General features: G+C 67.9%; 15 protein-coding genes and 1 pseudogene. 12 read left to right on the top strand and 4 right to left on the bottom strand.

The annotated features are described in order from the left end of the window. The 4 genes from ACXJKR_RS07550 to ACXJKR_RS07535 form a co-directional block, all read right to left on the bottom strand. Positions 1–815: TonB-dependent receptor plug domain-containing protein (locus ACXJKR_RS07550; RefSeq protein ID WP_457322057.1), on the bottom strand; the 815-nt coding region annotated here is incomplete at its 3' end. Between the two features lie 77 nt (positions 816–892). Beyond that, positions 893–2,131 carry an MFS transporter gene (locus ACXJKR_RS07545; protein ID WP_457322055.1) on the bottom strand — a complete coding sequence of 413 codons (1,239 nt, stop codon included), beginning with the start codon at positions 2,129–2,131 and terminating at the stop codon, positions 893–895. Positions 2,132–2,141: 10 nt separating this feature from the next. After that, a complete protein-coding gene (locus ACXJKR_RS07540) occupies positions 2,142–3,083 on the bottom strand; it encodes a carbohydrate kinase family protein (protein WP_457322053.1) in 942 nt (313 codons plus the stop codon). A gap of 64 nt (positions 3,084–3,147) precedes the next feature. After that, positions 3,148–4,398 (bottom strand): ROK family protein, encoded by a 1,251-nt coding sequence (locus ACXJKR_RS07535; protein ID WP_457322051.1) that lies wholly within the window; start codon positions 4,396–4,398, stop codon positions 3,148–3,150. Positions 4,399–4,714: 316 nt separating this feature from the next. Between ACXJKR_RS07535 and ACXJKR_RS07530 the strand changes: the two genes are divergently transcribed. The 12 genes and pseudogenes from ACXJKR_RS07530 to ACXJKR_RS07475 form a co-directional block, all read left to right on the top strand. Continuing rightward, complete coding sequence (locus tag ACXJKR_RS07530) at positions 4,715–5,836, top strand: hypothetical protein (protein ID WP_457322049.1); 1,122 nt, start codon at positions 4,715–4,717, stop codon at positions 5,834–5,836. Then, a complete protein-coding gene (locus ACXJKR_RS07525; RefSeq protein ID WP_457322047.1) occupies positions 5,833–7,638 on the top strand; it encodes a glycoside hydrolase family 9 protein in 1,806 nt (601 codons plus the stop codon). The genes ACXJKR_RS07530 and ACXJKR_RS07525 overlap by 4 nt, the downstream gene beginning before the upstream one ends. 57 nt (positions 7,639–7,695) lie before the next feature. Beyond that, the gene (sigJ, locus tag ACXJKR_RS07520; protein WP_457322045.1) at positions 7,696–8,646 is read left to right on the top strand and encodes an RNA polymerase sigma factor SigJ; all 951 of its coding nucleotides are present in this window, start codon (positions 7,696–7,698) and stop codon (positions 8,644–8,646) included. Between the two features lie 48 nt (positions 8,647–8,694). Next, entirely contained in the window at positions 8,695–9,174 is a 480-nt protein-coding gene (locus ACXJKR_RS07515; protein WP_457322043.1) for a carboxymuconolactone decarboxylase family protein, read from the top strand. A gap of 138 nt (positions 9,175–9,312) precedes the next feature. Further along, on the top strand, positions 9,313–10,386 hold the full coding sequence (locus ACXJKR_RS07510; protein WP_457322041.1) for an NAD(P)-dependent alcohol dehydrogenase: 1,074 nt from the start codon (positions 9,313–9,315) through the stop codon (positions 10,384–10,386). A 7-nt stretch (positions 10,387–10,393) separates the two neighbouring features. Further along, positions 10,394–13,051 (top strand): bifunctional acetate--CoA ligase family protein/GNAT family N-acetyltransferase, encoded by a 2,658-nt coding sequence (locus ACXJKR_RS07505; RefSeq protein WP_457322039.1) that lies wholly within the window; start codon positions 10,394–10,396, stop codon positions 13,049–13,051. Positions 13,052–13,090: 39 nt separating this feature from the next. Further along, positions 13,091–15,139, top strand: coding sequence for an arsenical pump-driving ATPase (gene arsA / locus ACXJKR_RS07500; protein ID WP_457322037.1), 2,049 nt, complete (start codon positions 13,091–13,093; stop codon positions 15,137–15,139). 22 nt (positions 15,140–15,161) lie between these two features. Next, positions 15,162–16,130, top strand: coding sequence for a DnaJ C-terminal domain-containing protein (locus ACXJKR_RS07495; RefSeq protein WP_457322035.1), 969 nt, complete (start codon positions 15,162–15,164; stop codon positions 16,128–16,130). Positions 16,131–16,135: 5 nt separating this feature from the next. Then, positions 16,136–16,453: a chaperone modulator CbpM gene (locus ACXJKR_RS07490; RefSeq protein WP_457322033.1), complete on the top strand. Its 318-nt coding sequence runs from the start codon at positions 16,136–16,138 to the stop codon at positions 16,451–16,453. 37 nt (positions 16,454–16,490) lie between these two features. Then, positions 16,491–16,868: pseudogene (locus ACXJKR_RS07485) on the top strand (VIT1/CCC1 transporter family protein); the annotation flags it as partial. A 12-nt stretch (positions 16,869–16,880) separates the two neighbouring features. Beyond that, complete coding sequence (locus tag ACXJKR_RS07480; protein ID WP_457322031.1) at positions 16,881–17,333, top strand: cation transporting ATPase C-terminal domain-containing protein; 453 nt, start codon at positions 16,881–16,883, stop codon at positions 17,331–17,333. A 259-nt stretch (positions 17,334–17,592) separates the two neighbouring features. After that, positions 17,593–18,079, top strand: a 487-nt coding sequence (locus ACXJKR_RS07475; protein ID WP_457322029.1) for an ATP-binding protein, incomplete at its 3' end; no start/stop codon positions are given.

Genomic DNA, 18,079 nt, shown 5'->3' with positions numbered 1-18,079 from the left:
AGCTTGAGCCGGCCGGCGATGCGGGCCGCCCATTCGTCGCGGTTGTAGTAGTACTTGCTTTTGGAGACCAGGGTGTTGCGGCGCTGGTCCACGTCAGGGATGCCATCGGCGACGAAGCCATGCGCCGGCAGGTTGACGTCGTAGAAGTCCTGCTGCTGGTTGATCCAGCCGTCGCGCGTGACCTTGCTGACGGTGGCGCGCAGCGCGAACTTGTCGTTGACGGCGATGTTCTGGATCAGGTTGACCTGGCGCTTGCGGTAGTTGCCGAAGTCCGCTTCGACATTGCCGTAGGTGGAGCCGAACTCGGGCTTGGCCGGGATGATGTTGACGCTGCCGCCGGTGGAGTTGCGGCCGAACAGCGTGCCCTGCGGGCCGCGCAGCACTTCCACCTGCTCCAGGTCGAACATCAGCGCGAGCGCCCCTTGCGGCCGCGGCGAGTACAGGCCGCCGACATGCAGGCCGACCGCGGGGTCACCGATCTCGGTGAAGTTGGTGGAGCCCACGCCGCGGATGTTGATCTGGATGCCGGAGTCGGCGCCCGAGGAGATCTGCAGATTGGGCACGGTGCCGGACAGGCCGCGCACGTCGTGGATGCCCTCGCGGCTCAGCGCCTCCTGGGTGATGGCGGTGACGGCGACCGGCGTCTTCAGCAGGTTGGAGTTGACGCGCGTCGCGCTGACGGTGACGGTGGGCAGCTCGTTCCTGGCGGTGTCCTTGTCTGTCGTGGCCGTCTCTTGCRCAAAGGCGGTGCCGGCCAGCAGGCTCACGGCGGCTGCGGTGACGGTCTTGGCGTATCCAGCTCGGTTCGTTCTCATCGCTCTCGGCTCCTTGTGTCTGTGTATGGGCGGCCGCCGTCCTGGCCCGAAAGCCACGGCGTGTTTGAGTCGGGAAGTCAGGCCCCGGGTCTGGGCTTTGGTTTAGTGCCGGACAACAACTGCGCCAGCGAGACGGTCCCGTTGCGCACCAATGGCCTGGCCCAGGCGCTCACGCTCAGGATGTAGGCCAGGGTCAGGAAGACGGTGGTCATGGCGGCGCGCAGGCCGATGGCGTCGCCGAGCACGCCCACCAGCAGCGGCACGACGGCGCCGCCGAGGATGCCGGTGCACAGCACGCCCGAGAAGGCGCCGTGGTGGCGGGGTACGGAGTTCAGGCCCAGCGAGAAGACGATGGAGAACATCACCGACAGGCAAAAGCCCGAGGCCGGGAAGGCCCACAGCGAGGCGGCCGCCGGGCMGAACAGCGCGATGCCGACGCAGCCCATGGCCAGCACGGTGAAGCCGGCCAGCACGACGCGTGAGTCCAGCAGCTTCAGCAGCACCAGGCCGAGCAGGCAGCCGACGGACATCAGGCCCCAGAAGCGGGCGACGGCGTCCGCCCCCTCGGCCGTGGCCGAGAAGCCGTGATAGGTGGCCAGGAACTGCGACATCCAGTTGGCCAGCACCTGCTCGGTGCCGACATAGGCCAGGATGCCCAGGAAGAAGAGGCGCACATCACGCCGCGCCAGCAGCTCCTTGTAGGCCGCCCAGCCGCCGGCGCGCTCGTCGTCCTTGAGCTCGACCTGGGGCAGGGGCAGGGTCTGGTTGGCGAGGATGAGGGCGACGAAGCCGGCCGTGAAGATCCAGTAGAAGGCGACCCACACCAGGGAACTGCCGGCCGCGCCGGGCCTCTCCATCAGCAGCTGGAAGGCCCAGGGGCTGAGGAAGGACGCCAGGCCGAAGACGAGCTGGCCCATCACCGAGAAGAAGGCGAAATGGGCCTCGCCGCCTGCCGTGCGCAGCAGCGGATTGATGACGACCTGCAGCAGGGCCATGCCCAGGCCGATGACGAAGAGACCGGCGATGGCCGTGCCGTAGCTGGGCCACATCGCGATGGCCAGCGACCCGGCGAGGTTGAGCAGGAAGGCGATCAGGATGGTGAAGCGCGGTCCGCGCGCCTCGACCAGCATGCCGCCGGGCACCGAGACCAGGCCGTAGGCGAGGAAGAAGGAGAAGGGCAGGAAACCCGCGAGCGCCAGGCTGAGCTTGAAGTCCTGGATGATGATCGGCATCAGCGGGCCGATCAGGTTGGTGACGAAGGAGATCACGAACCAGATCAGCAGGATGTAGCCGACGATCAGCGCGCGGTGTTTCATGGCTTGGTGCTCAGACGGCCACGCAGTCAGCGAATTCGCCGGCGCGGATGGTCTTGCGCGGGAAGCGGGACAGGATGGCCCGCGCCGTGYGGCAACCTGCGGCCATGCCTTCCGAAAGATCGCCACCGCGCAACCGTGCAGAGAGGTAGCCCGCATTGAAGGCGTCACCCGCGCCGATGGTGTCGAAGATGTCGGCCGGCTCGGTGTCATACACCACGCGCTGACCATTCTCGATGCCCAGCGCGCCGCGGGCGCCGACCTTGATGACGAGGCTGGCCCCTGGCTTCAGCGCCTTGGCGATCAACGTCAGCGCATCGTCCAGGTCCTTGGTGCCGGCAATGCTGCGCGCCTCCAGCTCGTTGATGAGCAGGTGGTCGCAGTGCGGCAGCCAGCCCAGCACCTCGTCGCGATCCCAGCCCTCGGGCGGCCAGCCGGTGTCCAGGGCGATGCGGTAGCCGCGCGAGGCCGCTTCGGCCAACAGGTCGGCGTAGCGGGCGCGCAGATGGGGCAGCAGGAAGGGCGCCGTGAAGAGGGCGATGGACGGCACCGGCGTGGCGTGCAGGTGCTTGAGCACATGCTGCACCGACAGCTGCTGCAGATGGCCGTGGGTGGTGAAGAAGTTGCGCTCGCCGCAGCTGTGCATCAGGCCGACCGAGATGGTGGTCTCGCGGTCGCAGACTTCCAGGTGGGTGCGAATGCCGCTGAACTGCTCGGCCAGCCAGTGGCCGAAGTGGTCGTTGCCGACGGCGGAGATGAGGTGGGTGGCCTGGCCGATATGGCGGGCGGCCAGCGCCGCGTTGGCGCCCGAGCCGCCGGCACGCAGCTCGCTGCGCGGCATCAGCAGCTCGGTGCCGATGCTGGGCCAGCCCTCCAGCGAGCCGAGAACCAGGTCGACGCCAACGTCGCCGACGACGCTGAGCTGAGGGATGAAAAGGGCGCGATCCGTGTCCATGGGCGCCGACTATAGGAGCCCATCGGAAGTCGTGTCAATAATTAAATCCAATGGATTGAAATATTTATCCGCTTCGCTTGGTGGCGGGGCGATGACCCAGCAATTCGCCCACATCGAGCTCGCCGCGGCGATCCTGTTGCAGCACTTCAAGGCGCGGTGACAGCATCTCGTAGATGGGCAGCACGGCGGCGCCGAGGATGGAGGAGTCGTCCTGGCGGTCGGACAGCACGATGCGGGTCTCGGGCGCCGCCATGCTGCCGCGCACGGAGCGGTGCCAGGGCAGGGCCAGGGCGACGAGGTGCTCCACCAGCACCTTGGGCGCGGAGCCGCCGATGACGATGGAGCGCGGGTCCAGCATGTTCTCGATCATGCAGACGGCGTCGCGCAGGCGGTCGGCGGCCTGGCGGCACCAGCGATGCAGGGCCTCGTCGGCGGGCTGCTGCAGGCGTGCGCTGAGGTCCAGGGTCCAGACATCGTGGTCGCTCACGCCCAGGGCTTCGGCCAGGGAGTGCATGGAGACGTAGCGCTCCAGGCAGCCGCGGTTGCCGCAATAGCAGGGCGTGCCGCCGGGCACGATGGGCACGTGGCCGATCTCGGTGGCATTGCCATCGGCGCCGGGGTAGGCCGAGCGGCCGATGACCAGGGCTCCGCCCAGGCCCAGGCCGAGGTGCAGGTAGAAGAAGTCGTCCAGATGGCGAGCGACGCCGAACAGCGTCTCGCCCAGGGCGCCGGCAACGCTGTCGACGCGGTAGAAAAGAGGCAGGCCGGTGGTCTCGCGCAGTTCGTCCAGCACGGACAGGTCGTTCCAGCCTTCCAGCGCCGTCGGGCCGACGAAGCTGATGTCGGTATGGCCGAGCGGGCCGGGCAGGGCGACGCCGATGCCCCAGAGGCGCTCGGTCGATTCACGGCGCAGGCGCGCCACGAGCTGCAGCATGGACGCCAGCATCTGCTGGCGGTCGCCGGTGTCCAGCTCGACCTCGCAGCGGCTGCGGATCTCGCCGACCAGGTTGACGAGGGCCGCCGAGGCCCGGCCCGGCTCCAGGCTGATGCCGATGGCGTTGCCAGCCTGCGGGTTCAGCTCGAAGGCGATGGGCGGCTGGCCGCGCGATTTGTCGACCTTCTGGCGCCGCGACACGATGAGGCCGATGGCCTCCAGGTCGTTGGTGATGTTGGCCACCGTCTGCGGGCTCAGGGACACCATGTCGGCGATGTCCTTGCGCGAGGCGGCGCCTTGCTGGCGGATGAAGTCCAGCACCACGCGGCGGTTGAAGGGGGCGCTGGACTGTTGGGTGGCTCCTCGGCCGGTGGTTCTCATGCGTGCTGACGGCGCTTTCGTGGTGCCCATGATAGGTGGGGCCTGTGCCCGGGCCGCGATTCTGTCCGAGGCGGCGGTTCCGGCGTCGATCACGCTTGAAATAAATTTATACAACCATTGGATTTAAATATTGACGATGCCGGCTTGGCGGCCCTACATTCGCCGCCCATGAGACGTGAAGTCCCGTTGGAGGGACGAGGTCTGGCCCGGCGCATCCAGCAGTGAAGTTGCGCTCCTCGCCGGCAGTGCGTGCGCTGCTCGTGGGCATCCACAACCCGTGGCTCTTCCATCGCCACAAGACTTCGTTGAGGCAAACATGCAATCACTCCGGATCGGCTCGTGTGCGGCCCTCGCCCTGTTGAGCCTGTCTTCGCTCGCAATTGGGGCTGGCAATGCGGCCGGCAGCAATGCCGCCAAGAGCACGGCCTATGTGCAGGACGGCTGGCTCTATACCAAGACCGAGACCGCCAGCGGCCAGGCCCTGGTGACGGCCGTCCAGCCGGCGGCGGCCAGCGGCGTCATCCCCGTGGGCGACGCCAAGGTCTACGGCAACGTCTTCGACAAGAACCGCAAGCTGACCGTCGCCCAATGGCAGGCCGTGCTCAGCATGGACGCCTACCCGGAGAACGGCACCACCAACTACCAGGACGTCGGCCCCTGGCGCTATTGCGAGGTGGACTACGAGGCCAGCCAAGGCATTTCCGACTACCGCGGTGACACCTTCGGCCCGGTCGGTGTGACGACGGTGGGCGATTTCCCCGACTACTTCAAGAACGCCTTCGCGCCCTATGTGCTGGGCAAGACCGGCGCGACCAACACCGACATGAAGAACTGGGGCGTGCAGGTCACCGGCGTGTCGGCCGCCAACTTCAAGGCGGATGATTCGCGGCTCGACCCCTATCCCAACCTCAGCCGCTCCAACTCCACCAAGCGCGCGGCCCTGACCAAGATCTGCAAGGCCCTGCAGTCGGCCTTCGACAACCAGCAGGACAAGTATGTGATGAGCCATTACGCGCACATCAACAACGACAAGCTGCTGCCGGTCCTGAGCGCCCTGAAGGGCATCGGCTTCACGGCCTTCGACAAACACAACCTCGTCGGCATGGCCTTCCAGGTGCAGGTCAACACCGGCTCGATTGGCAGCGTCTCGGCCTTCACCTCGGTCAAGAACGCTGGCAATTGCGGCAGCCTGAGCGCCGAGACCTGCTTCGCCACCTACCTGACCGACCAGTACATCCGCTGGCTCAAGTCCAGCAGCCTCGGCGACGATGCGGGCAACTGCTGGCGCGCCAGCATGGCCCTGGACATCTACAAGAAGAATCCGGCCATGAACAGCGTCAGCACGGTCAATTCGGTCATCAACAGCAGCTACCCCGACAACAGCGGCAAATGCCCGACCTCGGGCATCAAGTGGTCCAAGAACATGGCATGGGAATGAAGCGAATCCTGATTGCAGCGGCCCTCGTGGCCGCAGCGCCGCTGTGCGTGGCCGCCGAGGCGGCTGCGCCGGTGACGACGGTGTCGGTCAAGTTGCCGACCGATCCGCTGCTGGTGCAGATCAACCAGGTGGCGCTGGAACGCGTCGGCCCCAAAAGGGCTGTCGTCGAGTCCACGGGCCCGGCCCAGGCCGGGCGCTACCGCGTGCTGGCCGGTGGCAAGGTCGTCGCCCAGGGCGAACTGAAGGCCTTGCCCGAGTTCTCCGCCTGGGGGGCGGGCAAGCGCTACTTCGAGGTCGACTTCTCGGCCATCGAGAAGGCGGGCGCCTATCGCGTCGAAGCCACGTTGGGTGGCAAGCGCGCGCTGTCGGCACCGGTGCATGTGCGTGACCAGGCTCTCTTCACGACGATTGCCGACAAGACGCTGGACTACTTCCACCGCAGCCGCCATACGGCCAAGGGCGACAGCCGCATCCGCATCTTCGAGACGGACCGCTTCGTCGACGTGCACGGCGGCTGGAAGGACGCCGGCGGCGACACGGGCAAGTATTTGTCCCACCTCGGCTACGCCAACTTCTTCAACCCGCAGCAGACGTCGATGGCGGCCTGGGTGCTGGCCTATACATCCCACACCTCGGCCGACCTCTACCGCCGCGCGGGCCTGCTCAAGCGCGCCGAGAACGAGGCCTTCTGGGGTGCCGACTATCTGCACCGCATCCTCGACGCAGAGGGCTATTTCTACACGACGGTGTTTGACAAATGGGGCGACGAGAAGGCCGAGCGCATGGTCGTCGGCTACGAGGGCGAGGACGGCAAATACACCCAGCTCTACCGCTCGGCCTATCGCGCGGGGGGCGGCATGGCCATCGCGACGTTGGCGCGGGCCTCGCTGCTGGCGAAGCAATCGGGTCGGCAGGGCGAGTTCAACGGTGCGACCTATCTGGCCGACGCGGTCAAGGCCTTCGACCATCTGCAGCAGTTCAATGCGCAGTACACGGCCAATGGCATCGAGAACATCATCGACGACTACACGGCGCTGATGGCCGCGGTCGAACTGTTCAATGCGACGCATGAGCCGCGCTTCCTCGACGCGGCACGGCTGCGCGCCGAGAGCCTGATGGGCCGCCAGACCGCTGCCGGCGGCTTCATCAGCGATGGCGGCACACGGCCGTACTACCACGCGGTCGAAGCCGGCCTGCCGGTGCTGAGCCTCACGCACTATCTAGCCATCGAGACCCAGGAGGCGCGTCGCGGCCGCGCGACCGCTGCCATCGCGTCGGCACTGAAGCATGAGATCGCCATCACCCAGCGCGTGTCCAACCCCTATGGCTATGCACGCCAGTCCTTCCAGCTCGCGCCGAACGGCAAGGCAGAAGGCTCCGTGATGGAGGGCTTCTTCATCCCGCACAAGAACGAGACCGGCTATTGGTGGCAGGGCGAGAGTGCGCGCCTGGCCTCGTTGACCACGGCCATGGCGGTTGCCAGCCGCCAGCTCGGCACCGGCATGCCCGAGGGCTGGGCCGGCTATGCGCAAAGCCAGCTCGACTGGACGCTGGGCCGCAACCCCTACGGCATCTCCATGCTCTACGGCTTTGGCAAGCGCAACCCGCCGGCCGTACCGTCCAGCGCGGGCGACATGTTTGCCGGCGGCATCTCCAATGGCATCACGGGCGCCGTCGGCAGCGATACGGGCGAGGATATTGCGTTCGGACCAGGGCCCGACGGCGAGCAGTGGCGCTGGGTGGAGCAGTGGCTGCCGCACTCGGCCTGGATGCTGCTGGCGGCGGTGGAGATCGCGCGCTGATGTCACAAACGTGGGGGCTGTCCCGTCAGGAGGGAGTTGAACCGCGAAACTCCCGCCATGACCGACGACCTCTCGCCCACCGCCCGCGCCCTGCGCTTTGACCGTGACCATGCGCGCCGCCTGCGCGCGCTGGCCTACCGCATGCTCGGCTCGCGTGCCGAGGCCGAGGACATCGTGCAGGAGGCCTGGCTGCGCTGGGCCGAGGTGGATGCGGCCCCCATCCAGCACGAGGGCGCCTTCCTGTCGCGGCTGGTGACCAATCTCTGCCTGGACAAGCTGCGCTCCGCCGCCGTGCAGCGCGAGCAATACGTGGGCGTCTGGCTGCCCGAGCCCATGCTGGAGGACGAAGCCTTGTTCGGCTGGGCCCCCGGCCCCGAGAAGCAGGCCGAGTTCGCCCAGGACGTGTCCATCGCCTTCATGCTGGCCCTGGAGCGCCTGTCGCCGCTGGAGCGCGCGGCCTTTTTGCTGCACGACGTGTTCGACCTCGACTACGACGAGATCGGCCGTCACCTGGACCGCAGCGAGGCCGCCTGCCGCCAGCTCATCAGCCGCGCGCGCAAGAACATCAAGGCCGACTACGCGCGCCGCGAGGTGGCCAAGGAGGAGGCCGATCGRCTCGTCAACGCCTTCATGGATGCCGTGCGCAGCCAGGACGTCTCGGCCCTGGCCCAGTTGCTCAGCGAGGACGCCGTGCTGATGGCCGACGGCGGCGGCAAGGTCAGCGCGGTGCCCAAGCCCCTGCATGGCGGTGCGCAGATCGCGCGCACCTTCATCGGCTTCGCGCAACTGCCCACCAGCCGGTCCTGGCGCCTGTTGCCGGCGGTCGTCAACGGCCTGCCGGGCCTGCTCATCCTCGACGACAGCAACGGCGGTCGACTCGTGCAGACCATTGCGCTGGCACCGTCGGCTGAGTCGGGCCAGGTGGGTGCCGTCTATATCCAGCGCAACCCCGACAAGCTCAGCGGGATCCGGATGCGTGTCACAAACGCCGCGGCTGATCCGTCTTGAGTGTGAGGCCGGCGATTTTGTCGGCCCACAACATCCAAGGACATTGCCATGAGCACGCACCAAGCCCGCCTCGACTATTTCCGCCAGTCCGCCGACCTGTCCAAGAAGTACCTGGACTTCAGCATGGCCTTCCGCATGGACAAGACCCTGGCCGTGCTGATCGACATCCGTGCCTCCCAGCTCAACGGCTGCGCCTTCTGCCTGGACATGCACGTCAAGCAGGCCAAGATGCACGGCGAGCGCGAGCTGCGCCTGCACCACGTCGCCATCTGGCGCGAGTCGACGCTGTTCACGCCCAAGGAGCGCGCCGCCCTGGCCTGGACCGAGCTGCTGACGCGCATCCCGGCCGAGGGCATTTCCGACGCTGCCTATGCCGAGGTCAGCGAGCATTTCTCCCCGGAAGAGCTGTCCGAGCTGACCTGGCGCGTCGCCGCCATCAATGGCTGGAACCGCATGAATGTGGCGGTGCGCAATGTGCCGGGCTCGGCGGACAAGATGTTCGGCCTGGACAAGGCGGGCCTGAACTGATCTGGCGCAAAGCGGCCGCCGGCCTCGCGTCCTACCCTGCAACGGCGCTCCCACCCTGCACCTGGGCAAGGCCTCGGAGTAGGGTGGCCTGACGTCATGGAACCTTCCAGGCGCGTAGCGCCTTTTGGAGGATTTCCCATGGCCATGATGAAAGCCGCTGTCTTCGTCGAGCCCGGGCGCATCGTGCTGGATGACAAGCCCATGCCCGATGTCGGCCCGCAGGACGCGCTGATCCGCGTCACCACGACGACCATCTGCGGCACCGACATCCACATCCTCAAGGGCGAGTACCCGGTCGAGCGCGGCCTGACCATCGGCCACGAGCCCGTGGGCGTCATCGAGAAGCTCGGCTCGGGCGTGCGCGGCTACCGCGAGGGCCAGCGCGTCATCGCCGGCGCCATCACGCCCAGCGGCTGGAGCACCGCCTGCCTGTGCGGCTGCGGCTCGCAGGACGGCGCCGGCACCGCGCATGGCTGGAAGGCCATGGGTGGCTGGAAGTTCGGCAACACCATCGACGGCTGCCAGGCCGAGTACGTGCTGGTGCCCGACGCCATGGCCAACCTGGCGCCGGTGCCCGACTCTCTGACCGACGAGCAGGTGCTGATGTGCCCCGACATCATGTCCACCGGCTTCAGCGGGGCCGAGAGTGCCGGCGTGCGCATCGGCGACACGGTGGCGGTGTTTGCGCAAGGCCCCATCGGCCTGTGCGCCACGGCCGGCGCCAAGCTCAGCGGTGCGTCCATGGTCATCGGCGTCGACCGCCTGGCCAACCGCCTGGCCATCGCCACGCAGATGGGCGCCGACCATGTCATCGACGCCAGCAAGGTCGACCCCGTGGAAGAAATCATGCGCCTGACCGACGGCCGCGGCGTCGACGTCGCCATCGAGGCCCTGGGCACGCAGCAGACCTTCGAGGCCTGCCTGCGCGTGCTGCGGCCGGGTGGCACGCTGTCCAGCCTGGGCGTCTACTCCACCGACCTGACCATCCCGCTCGGCGCCTTTGCAGCAGGCCTGGGCGACCACAAGATCGTCACCACCCTCTGCCCCGGCGGCAAGGAGCGCATGCGCCGGCTGATGTCCGTCATCGCCGCGCGGCGCGTCAACCTGGAGGCCATGGTGACGCACCGCTTCAAGCTCGATGACATCGAGGCGGCCTACGAGCTGTTCGGCCACCAGCGCGACGGTGTGCTCAAGGTGGCGATTACCCCCTGACATCCGCATGAGCATCCGCCACCTCGACCAGCTTCTGTCACCGCGCTCGGTCGTGGTGGTCGGCGCCTCCAACCGCCCCGGCAGCGTCGGGGCGACCGTCTGGCGCAACCTCCGTGCCGGCACGTTTGCTGGCCGTGTTTTCGGCGTCAACCCCAAGCACGCCGAGCTCGACGGCGTGGCGCTGGCAGGCCGCATCGGCGACCTGACCGAAGCGCCGGACCTGGCCGTGCTGTGCACCCCGCCGGATACGGTGCCCGGCCTCATCGCCGAGCTGGGCCAGCTGGGCACGCGCGCCGCCATCGTCATGACCGCCGGCCTGAACGCTGTTCAGAAGCAGGCCGCGCTGGACGCCGCCCGGCCGCATCTGCTGCGCCTGCTCGGCCCCAACTGCCTGGGCCTGCTGTCGCCGCGCATCGGCCTGAACGCCAGCTTTGCCCATGTCGACGCCTTGCCCGGCGACATCGCCTTCGTGTCGCAGTCGGGCGCGCTGGTCACGGCGGTGCTCGACTGGGCGCGCTCGCGTCGCATCGGCTTCTCGCACATGGTGTCGCTGGGCGAGCGGGCCGATGTGGACTTCGGCGACCTGCTCGACCACTTCGCCAGCGACCCGCACACGCGGGCCATCCTGCTCTACATCGAGTCCATCGAGTCGCCGCGCAAGTTCATGTCGGCGGCGCGTGCGGCGGCGCGCAACAAGCCGGTCATCGTCGTCAAGGCCGGCCGCGCGGGCAAGGGCCTGCAGGCCGCCGCGTCGCACACCGGCGCGCTGGCCGGGTCGGACGTGGTCATCGACGCCGCAATCCGCCGCGCCGGCATGCTGCGCGTGGATACGCTGCAAGACCTGTTCATGGCGGCCGAAACGCTGGCGCATTTCCGCGGCAGCCCACAGCGCGGCCTGACGCTGATGACCAACGGCGGCGGCGCCGGTGTCATGGCGGCCGACGCGGCCGCGCTGGCCGGCGTCGACCTGCCACCGCTGAGTGACGCGCTTCGCGCAAAGCTGGACGCCGTGCTGCCGCCCACCTGGTCGCACGGCAACCCCGTCGACATCATTGGCGACGCGCCGGTCGAGCGCTACACCGCCACGCTGCGCGCGCTGCTCGACGACCCCGACACCGGCACGGTGCTCTTCATGCACGCACCGACGGCCATCGTGCGCAGCGAGGACATCGCCCTTGCCTGCGCACCACTGGCCCGCGAGGCCGCCGGTCGCCTGATGAGCTGCTGGCTGGGCGACGCCGGCGTGGCCGAGGCGCGGCGCACCTTTGAAGGCGCGGGCGTGGCCGGCTACGACACGCCCGAGGAAGCTGTGCGAGCGTTCGCCATGCTGGCCCGCTACGCCAGCAACCAGGCGCTGCTCACCGAGGCGCCCACCGCCAGCGAGGCCGGGCCGGCGGACCGCGCGGCGGCGCGCGCCGTCGTCGAGGCGGCGCTTGCCGATGGCCGCGAGATGCTCGACGAGCTGGAGGCCAAGGCCGTGCTGCAGGCCTATGGCATCCCGGTCGTGCCGACGGTCGCGGTGGGTCCCACCGCTGACGAAGCGGTGACAGCCGCAGTCGCCATCGGCTACCCGGTCGCGCTGAAGATCCTGTCGCCCGACATCAGCCACAAGTCGGACGTGGGCGGCGTGGTGCTGGGCCTGAGCGACGACGCGGCCTTGCGGCTGGCCGCCCGGCAGATGCTGGCGCGGGTGCGCTCGATCAAGCCGCTAGCACGCATTGCCGGCTTCACGGTGCAGGCCATGGTGAGCCGGCCGCATGCGCAGGAGCTGATCGTCGGCGCCAGCGTGGACCCGGTGTTCGGCCCGGTCATCCTGTTCGGCCAGGGCGGCACGGCGGTGGAGGTGATGGCCGACCGCGCCATCGGCCTGCCGCCGCTGAACCGCGTGCTGGCCCGCGAGCTGGTGGCCGGCACACGCGTGGCCAAGCTGCTTGCCGGCTACCGCGACCATGCACCCGCGCGCATGGACGCCATCTGCGACGTGCTGGTGACCGTCTCGCAAATGCTGGCCGACCTGCCCGAGCTGGCCGAGCTGGACATCAACCCGCTGCTGGCCGACGGCGACGGCGTCATTGCGCTGGACGCCCGCCTGCGCGTCACCCCTGCGGCCAGTGCCGGGACATCGCGCTTCGCCATCCAGCCCTATCCGGCTGAACTTGCCGAGACCTGGACGTGGCAGGGCCGGCAGCTGCAGGTGCGCCCGATCCGGCCCGAGGACGAGGCGCGGCACCTCGCCTTCGCCGGGCAGCTCGCACCCGAGGACATCCGCCTGCGCTTCTTCAGCATGCGGCGCGAACTGCCGCGCAGCGAGCTGGCCCGCCTGGTGCAGATCGACTACGACCGCGAGATGGCTTTCGTCGTGATTGAGGCGCAGGCCGACGGCACGCAGCACACGCTAGGCGTCGTGCGCGCCGTGGCCGATCCCGACAACGTCGAGGCCGAGTTCGCCATCGTCCTGGCCACCGAGCTGCAAGGGGAGGGCCTGGGGCAACGGCTGCTGGACAAGATGGTGGGCTACCTGCAAGGCCACGGCACGCAGCGCCTGGTGGCGCTGGTGCTGCGCGAGAACGTAGGCATGCGCGAGCTGGCGACGCAGGGCGGGTTCAGGCTCGACAAGGCCGGGTCTGACCATGAAACCCTGCGTTATGTGCTGGACCTGATTTGAAACGTTGAACAGTCTTTCGGCCCAGCACGAGGAGTCCCAATGCAGATCATGGTTCTAGGTTCGGGTTGCAGCAAATGCCGCAGCACCATCGCGATGATCGAGCGGGTGGCGAAGGAGCAGGGCGTCGAGGTCGAGATCATCAAGGTCGAGGATCACGATGCGATCCTGAGTCACGGCGTCAGCGCGACGCCGGCGGTCGTCATCGACGGCCGGGTCGTGCACAGCGGCGGGCTGCCCTCGCATGCCGAGGTGCAAGCCTGGCTGATGCCGGCCGCGCAGGCGCCGAGCTTCCTGACCCAGGCCACACGGCACYTGTTCTTCACCGGCAAGGGCGGCGTCGGCAAGACCTCGCTGTCCACCGCCGCCGCGCTGACGCTGGCCGACGGGGGCAAGAAGGTGCTGCTGGTGAGCACCGATGCGGCCTCCAACCTCGATGAGATGCTGGGCATCGAGCTGCGCAACACGCCAACGCCGGTGCCCGGCGCGCCGGGGCTGTCCGTGCTCAACATCGACCCCGACACGGCGGCCGAGTCCTACCGGCAGCGGGTGCTGGCGCAGATGGGCGCTGGCGCCAGTGACGCCGAACTCTCCACGGTGAGCGAGCAGCTGTCCGGCGCCTGCACCACCGAGATTGCCTCGTTCGACGAGTTCGCCGCGCTGCTGTCCGACAAGGACGGTCGCTTCGATCACATCGTCTTCGACACCGCGCCGACCGGCCACACGTTGCGGCTGCTGAGCCTGCCCAAGGCCTGGAGCGGCTTTCTCGACGGCAACGACCGGGGCGCCTCCTGCCTGGGCCCGCATTCGGGGCTGAAGATGCAGGAGGAGCGCTTCAAGGCGGCGCTGGAAGCGCTGAGCGACCCGGCCCAGACCACCGTCATCCTGGTGACGCGGGCGGACAAGGGCGCGATCAATGAAGCGGCGCACACCTCGGCCGAGCTGCATGAGCTGGGCTTGCACAACCAGCGGCTGGCTATCAACGGCGTGTTCCACGCCAGTGAGCGCAGCGACGCCGTGGCCTGCGCCATCGAAGACCTGGGGCAGCAGGCGCTGGACGCGATGCCCGCATCGCTGCGTGCACTGCCGCAGGACCGCGTCCCGCTGCGGGCCTTCGACACGGTCGGCCTCCCCGCGCTGCGCGCACTGCTGACCCTGGATGCCGGCCCGATCGCGCCGCCCATGGCTGCGGTCGTGGAAGCCAGCGGCAAGCTCCCAGGTCTTGACGCGCTGGCCGACGAACTGGCCACCGCCGGGCACGGGCTGATCATGGTGATGGGCAAGGGCGGCGTCGGCAAGACGACCGTGGCGGCGGCGCTGGCCCTGGGGCTGGTCGAGCGCGGCAAGACCGTGCACCTCAGCACCACCGATCCGGCGGCCCACCTGGCTTCGACGTTGGCCGGCGATGTGCCCGGTTTGAGCGTCAGCCGCATCGACCCCAAGGTCGAGATGCAGCGCTACATCGACAAGATCATGGCGGCCAGGTCACCGAAGCTCGACGCGGCCGAGCAGGCGCTGCTGCTGGAAGACCTGCAATCGCCCTGCACGGAAGAGGTGGCCGTCTTCCATGCCTTCTCGCGCATCGTCAGCGAGGGCCGCAGTGCCTTCGTCGTGCTCGACACCGCGCCCACGGGCCATTCCATGCTGCTGATGGACGCCACCGGCGCCTATCACCGCCAGATGATGCGGGAGTTCGAGGGGCCGGGAGCGGCCCGGGTGGTGACACCCTTGATGCGGCTGCAGGACGGCACGTATACCAAGATCATCCTGGTCACGCTGCCGGAGGTGACGCCCGTGTCGCAGGCGGCTGCGCTGCAGGACGACCTGCGCCGCGCTGGCATCGAGCCCTATGCCTGGGTGCTGAACAAGAGCGTGCTGGCGGCCGGAACGCGCGACCCCTTGCTGAAAGCGCGGCTGGCGGGCGAACGCAAGCAGATGGAACGCATGGCCCATGGCCTGGCCAGGCGCCTCTTCACGCTGCCCTGGCTGACCGTGCCGCCGATCGGATTTGCCGAGTTGTCCAGGCTGGTCGCCAAGGCATCCAACGCTGAAGCACCCACGCCTGAGCCTGTACCAGCCGGCTCCAACTGACGACACCGCACAGGGGAACCCAATGGAATTCAAGGACTACTACGCCACGCTTGGGGTGCAGCGAGACGCCACCCAGGACGAGATCAAGCGGGCCTACCGCAAGCTGGCACGCAAGTTCCACCCCGACGTCAGCAAGGAGGCGGATGCCGAATCGCGCTTCAAGGATGTGGCCGAGGCGCATGAAGCCCTGATCGACCCCGAGCGCCGTGCGGCCTACGACGACATCAGCCAGCGCCACGCGCGCGGCGAAACCTTCGAGCCACCGCCGGGTTGGGACAGCGGCTTCGAGTTCAGCGGCCGGGGCGGCGCCGGGCCCGGCGGGCAGCAAGCGCCCAGCGCCGAGGACTTCAGCGCCTTCTTCGAATCCATCTTCGGGCGCGGTGGGCCGGGCGCACGGCCCGCTGCAGGCGGCCGCCGGCAGGCGCCCGGCAGCGATCACCACGCCAAGGTGATGATCGACCTGGAAGACAGCTACCGCGGTGCACGCCGCACGATCTCGCTGCGCGTGCCGGTGGCCGATGCCCAGGGGCATGTCGCCCTGCATGACCGCCAGCTGGAGGTCAACATTCCGCCCGGCGTGCGCGAGGGGCAGCACCTGCGCCTGGCGGGCCAGGGCGGCCCTGGCCACGGCGGCGAACCTGCGGGCGACCTGTACCTGGAGATCGCCTTGAAGCCGCACCCGCAGTTCCGGATCGATGGCCGAGACGTGTATGTCGACCTGCCGGTGTCTCCCTGGGAAGCCGCGCTGGGCGCCACCGTCGCAGCGCCCACCCCCTCGGGTGAGGTGCACCTCACCATTCCCGCCGGCTCCACCCAGGGCCGCAAGCTGCGCCWGAAGGGCCGTGGCCTGCCGGCCAAGCCGCCGGGTGACCTGTATGCCGTGCTGACGCTAACGCTGCCGCGCGCGGACTCCGACGCGGCCCAGGCGGCCTATGCCGCGCTGCGGGCGGCGTTTCCGGACTATGACCCGCGCGTCGCGCAGGAAGGATGACAACCATGGCCGACAACTCAAGTGATGTGATCGACGCTGTCATCGTCGAGGAAGAGATCGTCTTCAGCCTGAGCGGCCTGTGCCAGGCCGCCGGCGCGAGCCCGGCCCAGGTGCTGTCGCTGGTCGACGAAGGCGTGCTGCAACCCGAGGGCGACGCGCCGCAGCAGTGGGCCTTCACGGGGCCATCGCTGCGCGCGACGCGCACGGCCTTGCGCCTGAACGCCGACCTCGCCCTCGGCACCGCTGGCGCAGCCCTTGTGCTCGACCTGCTGGAGGAGATCAGTGCCTTGCGCGCCAGGCTGCGGCGCGCCGGCCTCGAATGACGCGTTGCCCCGGAGCGCACCCGACCCAAAGCCCGACAGGCTCCTATACCCCGCACTTGCGCAACAGGTCGCCCGGCAGTTGATGGCCACCGATGCGCTCGGCGCCCACACCCGCGACGAACTCGGCATCTCGGAGGCCGTCGGCGCCAGGCCCTTGCAGGCGGCATGGGCATCGGCAGCCGCATTCACGGTCGGGGCAGGCCTGCCCCTGCTCAGCGCCTGGCTGGCGCCGCATCAGATCCTGGTGCTGATCGTTGGCGCCACGTCACTGCTTTTTCTGGCGCTGCTGGGGGGCCTGGCGGCCTACACGGGAGGCGCCCCCATCGCACGCGGCATCGTGCGGGTGACGTTCTGGGGCGCRCTGGCGATGGCGATCACGGCGGGCGTGGGCAAATTGTTTGGGGTGGCTGCGTGACGGGGTGAAGCGTTGCCGGAGCCCTGCGGGCCCAACCGGCGCGTCATTGACGCGCCCATGCTGTGGGGCGTGGTGCGGGCGGGCCTGGCGCTGGCGCTGGCAACGATTGACCTCTACCTGCCCGGCGGCCCGATTCCCGGGGATGGCGACCCCGCCACCGCGCGCACGGCATGGTTCACGGTGCTGGTGCTGGCACAGTTGTTCAACTGCTGCAACGTCCGGTCGGAGACGGCCAGTGCGTTTCGCAACTTGTTCGTCAACGGCTGGCTGTGGGGCGCGGTGGCGCTGTCGACGCTGCTGCMGGTGGCGGTGGTTCACTTCSCRCCGCTGAACYTGGCCTTCGGCACSGCGCCGYTGAGCYSGCAGCAGTGGGCGGTGTGCTTGGGGATGACGAGTGGCGTGTTGTGGACGGTGGAGGTGCGGAAGGGGGTGATGCGAGTGGCGAGAGGATGCGCTGCTGCCTGAGGCTGCAACGTTGTGCCGCACGGGTCGGTCGTTGGCGCTATGCCGGATCAGCCAGCTGCTTCTCGGGGCGAAAGCTCGCGCGACCCGCCTAGTACCTCTGGTGCTGGCTAGTTAGGTAGTTAACCCCTAGCGGTACTTTGAGCTTTACCTGCGTACTGACGTTGATGAGTAGCTAAGATCATTCCAGACAGATGGTGATCACCATGTGTCAGGGAGGCAGCAGCCTAAGTTCAAATCTATTGCGGCGCGAAAATTTTAAATGATGGAAGAAATGGAACAAGCTCCAACGATCGCCAGCGTTTCAGTCGAGGGTTTGCATGACCAGTTTGACTTTAACATTGAGCTTTTTCCAGGGCTAAATGTCCTTTATGGAAAAAATGGACGTGGAAAGACGACCCTTCTTCACTTGCTCGCAAACCTGCTAGAACTGGATTTTAATAGATTCACGTTTTTGCAGTTTCGTCGCATAACGGTTTCTACCTCGCGTGGAGACGTAGTTGAGTTGTTGAAGGAGGAGCCGGGCAGTCTGCCTAGAGTGTTCCTAAACGGAGAATTAACTTCTCTAAATCAACAGGGCGCTTTTTCCGAAACGGATATTGAGCGTCTGCGCGAAGCTGTGGGAGAACGTCCGACATACTTGCCTGCTTTTCGATCAATTTTGGAGCGGGCCAGAACTGATCCGGAGAGATACTATCGAGCCATGGCGGCGGAGCGTCGAGAGCCTGAATATGATGCAATTTCAACAA

The sequence above is a fragment of the Roseateles sp. P5_E11 genome, assembly GCF_054049355.1.
This window is presented reverse-complemented; position numbering and strand designations above follow the sequence as displayed.

Coding starts and splice junctions, on each gene's coding strand:
- ACXJKR_RS07530 (WP_457322049.1), top strand. CDS start 4,715: ATGCAATCACTCCGGATCGGCTCGTGTGCGGCCCTCGCCCTGTTGAGC.
- ACXJKR_RS07505 (WP_457322039.1), top strand. CDS start 10,394: ATGAGCATCCGCCACCTCGACCAGCTTCTGTCACCGCGCTCGGTCGTG.
- ACXJKR_RS07535 (WP_457322051.1), bottom strand. CDS start 4,398: ATGAGAACCACCGGCCGAGGAGCCACCCAACAGTCCAGCGCCCCCTTC.
- ACXJKR_RS07525 (WP_457322047.1), top strand. CDS start 5,833: ATGAAGCGAATCCTGATTGCAGCGGCCCTCGTGGCCGCAGCGCCGCTG.
- ACXJKR_RS07515 (WP_457322043.1), top strand. CDS start 8,695: ATGAGCACGCACCAAGCCCGCCTCGACTATTTCCGCCAGTCCGCCGAC.
- ACXJKR_RS07490 (WP_457322033.1), top strand. CDS start 16,136: ATGGCCGACAACTCAAGTGATGTGATCGACGCTGTCATCGTCGAGGAA.
- ACXJKR_RS07510 (WP_457322041.1), top strand. CDS start 9,313: ATGGCCATGATGAAAGCCGCTGTCTTCGTCGAGCCCGGGCGCATCGTG.